Origin of the sequence: Brevundimonas sp. (genome assembly GCF_032107865.1) — a bacterium.
GTDB lineage: Bacteria > Pseudomonadota > Alphaproteobacteria > Caulobacterales > Caulobacteraceae > Brevundimonas.
This window is the reverse complement of the sequence record NZ_DAMCNG010000216.1, coordinates 1-4,315: the sequence shown is the minus strand read 5'-3', so window position 1 is coordinate 4,315 and position 4,315 is coordinate 1. Positions and strand designations below refer to the sequence as shown.

At 68.3% G+C, this 4,315-nt stretch carries 6 protein-coding genes; 3 read left to right on the top strand and 3 right to left on the bottom strand.

Annotation, left to right across the window (positions count from 1 at the left end; genetic code table 11):
* The coding region (locus RT567_RS14070) for an alcohol dehydrogenase catalytic domain-containing protein (protein WP_409516179.1) at positions 1 to 219 on the bottom strand (219 nt) is incomplete at its 3' end.
* A gap of 95 nt (positions 220 to 314) precedes the next feature.
* Here RT567_RS14070 and RT567_RS14065 point away from each other — a divergent pair.
* Entirely contained in the window at positions 315 to 518 is a 204-nt protein-coding gene (locus RT567_RS14065) for a DUF1192 domain-containing protein (RefSeq protein ID WP_313576900.1), read from the top strand.
* 207 nt (positions 519 to 725) lie between these two features.
* A complete protein-coding gene (locus RT567_RS14060; protein WP_409516178.1) occupies positions 726 to 1,130 on the top strand; it encodes a DUF1465 family protein in 405 nt (134 codons plus the stop codon).
* A gap of 44 nt (positions 1,131 to 1,174) precedes the next feature.
* Here RT567_RS14060 and RT567_RS14055 read toward each other — a convergent pair whose 3' ends face one another.
* On the bottom strand, positions 1,175 to 2,731 hold the full coding sequence (locus RT567_RS14055) for a L,D-transpeptidase family protein (protein WP_313576899.1): 1,557 nt from the start codon (positions 2,729 to 2,731) through the stop codon (positions 1,175 to 1,177).
* 153 nt (positions 2,732 to 2,884) lie between these two features.
* Positions 2,885 to 3,109 carry a 50S ribosomal protein L31 gene (rpmE, locus tag RT567_RS14050; protein WP_025978193.1) on the bottom strand — a complete coding sequence of 75 codons (225 nt, stop codon included), beginning with the start codon at positions 3,107 to 3,109 and terminating at the stop codon, positions 2,885 to 2,887.
* Between the two features lie 132 nt (positions 3,110 to 3,241).
* Between rpmE and RT567_RS14045 the strand changes: the two genes are divergently transcribed.
* The coding region (locus RT567_RS14045; RefSeq protein WP_313576898.1) for an ABC transporter transmembrane domain-containing protein at positions 3,242 to 4,315 on the top strand (1,074 nt) is incomplete at its 3' end.

Here is a 4,315-nt window from a genome sequence, read left to right as displayed (position 1 = left end):
CACGGCGTCGACCTCGCCCGCGACCTCAAGCCCGAGGATGTCCGAGGCGCCCGGCGGAGGCGGATAGCGGCCTTCGCGCTGGACGATGTCGGGGCGGTTCACGCCAGCCGCCCGCACGCGGATGCGGATTTCGCCGGGACCAGGCGCGGGCAGGGGGCGCGTGGTCAGACGCAGGGCGCCGGCGGGGCCGCGTCCGTTTTCGATCTCTATGGCCTGCATGGCGACGGACATGGCGACGGCTCCCTTGGCTTGCATTCCGGTTCAATGCGGCGTTCACATAGGAGGTCATGCTCGGAATGGCCAAGGAGGCGAGGATGAGTTTCGAAGATCTGGAGCCCCGGCCGCAGCGCGGCGAGGCCCTTACCGCCCTGGGACGCGAAGACCTGGACCTCTACGCCGTGGACGAACTGCAGGAGCGGATCGCCGCCCTGGAGGCCGAGATCGCGCGGTCCCGCGCGGCGATCGACGGCAAGTCCTCGCAGCGCAGCGCGGCCGACGCGCTGTTCAACTTCCGCTGAGGGACGAGGGTTGGGGACGGTTTCGACGGCCCTCTCCCGCAGAATCAGCTTCCGTGGCATGACGATTGCACCCAGCGGATGCATGAGATGCATGGATAGACGCCCGTGACAGCCATCGAAGCCGATCTGACCCCGGCGCGCCTCGCCAGCGCCGAAGTGCTGGACTTCGCACGCTCAGAGTTGTTCGAGCGCACCTTCCGCGAAGGCATGGAACTGGTCGAGGAGACCGCCGCCTATCTGGACGGCGACGGGCGGCAGGATTCCCGCCTGCTGTCGCGGGCGGCCGCCCTGTCCTATGCGGGCGAGAGCATGAAGCTGACGACACGGCTGATGCAGATCGCGTCCTGGCTGCTGGTGCAGCGCGCCGTGCGCGAGCAGGACATGAGCGCCGAGGCGGCGGGCGACCCTCGCTACCGTCTGGCCGATCGCCGTATGGACGCCGAGCCGCGTCGCGGCGATCTGCCGATCGCCCTGATCGAATACGCCGTGCGGGCGGAGAAGCTGTACGACCGTGTGCTGCATCTGGACCGCCAGATGTACGTCGAGCCCGCCGAGGCGCCGGCCAATCCCGTCCTGAACCAGATGGATCTGCTGCGCGCGGCCTTCGGCTGAGGTTCTCGTCCCCATTTCATGGGGAGGCAGAAGGCAGGGGGGGCTTACGGCGTCACTTCATCCGGATCGATCGGAGCGTCGGCGATGACCTGAGGCAGGTTGACGGCGATGCCCAGGGCGTCGGCCAGCTTGGCGTCGCGTTTATAGACGTCCTCGCGGAAGGCGACGCGGCCCTGACCGTCGACGAAGGCGGTCCAGTACAGCAGGCGCACGCCGATGTTGCGGCCGGTGGTCACGCGCTTGGTCTCGCCGCTGGCCTGGGCCGCGTCGAACAGAGCCAGACGTTCGGGATCGGGCGACAGCAGCAGGCGAGCGAAGCCGATGGCGTCCTGCACCCGCACGCAACCGTGGCTGCGCTGGCGCACCGACAGATTGAAGGCGCCCCGCGCCGGGGTGTCGTGCAGGAAGATGGCGTAGCTGTCCTGCAACTCGAACTTCACATTGCCCAGCGACGACTTCGGACCGGCGCGCTGCACCACCCAACCGTCGGCGTTGACGTACATGTCGTTGGCGGCCAGGTAGCCGGGGCCCTTGGGCAGGATTTCGCGCCGGGCGATGCCCATGGGCACGGTCCACGGCGGATTGGCCACGACCGAGGCGAAGGGCTTTTCAAGGCTGGGGGTCTGGTTGGCGGCGGTGCCGACGACCACGCGGTTGGAGTGAACCGGCTTGCCGTCCTTCCAGTAAACCATGATGGCGGCGGCGGTGTTGACCTCGATCCGCTCGGGATTCAGGTCGCGCTTCAGCCAGCGACGGCGCTCCAGGTTCAGGGCGATCTGGCGGGCCCGATCCTCGGCTGTGGCGGTCAGCGAGCGCTGGGTGGCGCCGCCGATGCGACCATCGGAGCCCAGGCCGTGGCGGGTCTGGAAGCTGCGGACCGCCTGCTCCAGGTCAGGGCCGTAGGACAGGTTGCCCTTCAACCGTTCGGCGGCGGCGGCGCTCAGGTCGCCTTCGGCGGCCAGGCGGGCGGTCAGGGCCGGGATGCGCGGATCGCTGGTCCCCGGTTCGATGGTGCCGCCGATACGGAAGGCGGGCCAGCCGCCCTGGCGGGCGATGCGGCGATAGCGAGCGTAACCGGCCGACAGATTGGTGTAGCCCAGGTCCGTCGGGGGCAGGGCGTCGAACCACTGGCTCAGCTTGTTGGCGGCCACGGCGTCGACCAGGCCGCGAGGCAGGTCGGCGCTGTTCTTCTGCATCTCCCACAGCTCTTCGACCGTCTCGGGCCGGACGCGGCCCTCGGTCAGAACCCTGGCGTAGGCTAGGGCGGCGGCGGTGGTGCGAATCTCGGCCGTCTCACGATCGGCGGCCAGGCCGACGAAGTCGAAGAAGTCCCCGGCGGGCAGGCCGTGACGTTCGGCGCCGGCGGCGACCTCCTGAAGCACGCGCAGGCGGTCGGCGGTCCAGATCGGCTTGCCGCCGGTCAGTTGATAGACGGCGCGGACGTCCGCCTGCTGGGCCGCAGGAAGGCGGCCGGCCTGGGCGTCGAAGCCGGCGATGAAGATCTGAGGGTCCGTGGTGCGCGTCTGGGCCAGCGCCCCGTTCGCGGCTGCCAGCGTCAGGCTCGTCGTGGCGACGCCAAGGCCCAATTCCCGTCGGTTCATCGTCTGTAACTCTTGTGGTCCGATATCGGCCCGGACCCAACGTCCACGCCCCGAGTAATCGAACGCGCCCATGTTAACGGTGTTCCGGGCAACAAAAAAGCGCCGGTCCTGAGACCGGCGCTTTTGTGGCGAACTTGTCGCACCAAGCGTGGCTTACTTCTTGATGAAGCCGCCGAACTTGTTGTTGAAGCGCGAGACGCGGCCGCCGCGGTCCATCAGGTGCTGGTTGCCGCCGGTCCAGGCCGGGTGAGACGTCGGATCGATGTCCAGGTTCAGCGTGGCGCCTTCTTTCCCGTAGGTCGAACGGGTCTGGTAGGAGGTGCCGTCGGTCATCACAACAGTGATGAAGTGGTAGTCGGGGTGCGTGTCCGCTTTCATCGATCTTGTCCGTCTCTGCGCGACGACGATGCCGACCGTCACTGCGCGTAATTAGAGAATCCCGCCACAGAGCGCGACGGGAGCGAGGGGCGGCGTTTACACCGGGGTGCGTTCCGGGGCAAGAGCGCGACCATGACCCAAGCTGAACCTCAACGTCATGCCCAGCCGACCGGCCGCCCCGGCGCCGGCGCCGTTCTGGCCGAACAGATGGACGAGGCGGGCGGCAAGCGCGCCAAGAGCCGCAACATCCGCCCCCTGGGACGGCTGCTGCCCTTCCTGGGGCGGCACAAGATGGACGCCGCCATCGCGACGGTGTGGCTGATCGGCTCGACGGTCGCGTCGCTGGCGCTGACGGCGACGGCGCGCGGCGCCATCGACCAGGGGTTCGAGAACGGCGGCGCCAATATCGACAAATGGTTCCTGATCCTGGGCCTCAACGCCGTGATCCTGGGGCTGGCGACGGCGCTACGCTATTTCTACGTCACCAAGACGGGCGAGCGGATCATCGCCGATCTGCGCACGGCCCTGTTCCAGCGCATCCTGACGCTGGACCCGGTCTTCTTCGCCCATATGCGGACGGGCGAGGTGCTGTCGCGCCTGACGACGGACATTCAGTTGGTGGACACCCTGCTGACCACCTCGGTCAGCTATGCGCTGCGCAACTTCTTGACGCTGATCGGCGGGGTGATCCTGCTGTTCTTCGTCAGCCCGAAGCTGACGGGCTTCGTCCTGTTGATCGTGCCGCTGCTGATCGTGCCGCTGTTCCTGTTCGGCCGCGTGGTGCGTCGCCTGACAGTGCAGTCGCAGGACACCTTCGCCGGGGCCGTGGGCTTTGCAGGTGAAAGCGTCGACGCCATCGAGACGGTGCAGGCCTTCGGCCGTGAAAAGAGCGCCATCGGCCGCTTCGGCGCGGCGGTGGAAGAGGCGTTCGGCGTCTCCCTGAAGCGGATGCGGGCGCGCGGCGTGATGACCGCCATGATCATCGTGGTCATGTTCGGCGGCGTGACGCTGGTGCTGTGGCTGGGCGCTCAGGACGTGATCGCCGGGACCATGACGCCGGGCGCCCTGCTGCAGTTCGTGCTGCTGTCGGTGTTCGCGGCGGGCGCGGTCGGCGCGCTGGGCGAAAGCTGGGGCGACGTGCAGAAGGCCGCCGGGGCCATGGAGCGGATCGACGAACTGATGCGGGCGAGCCCCGCCATCGCGCCG

Excerpts from the sequence above, each read along its gene's own strand:
- RT567_RS14065 (WP_313576900.1), top strand. The coding sequence starts at position 315 with ATGAGTTTCGAAGATCTGGAGCCCCGGCCGCAGCGCGGCGAGGCCCTT.
- RT567_RS14060 (WP_409516178.1), top strand. The coding sequence starts at position 726 with ATGGAACTGGTCGAGGAGACCGCCGCCTATCTGGACGGCGACGGGCGG.
- RT567_RS14055 (WP_313576899.1), bottom strand. The coding sequence starts at position 2,731 with ATGAACCGACGGGAATTGGGCCTTGGCGTCGCCACGACGAGCCTGACG.
- rpmE (WP_025978193.1), bottom strand. The coding sequence starts at position 3,109 with ATGAAAGCGGACACGCACCCCGACTACCACTTCATCACTGTTGTGATG.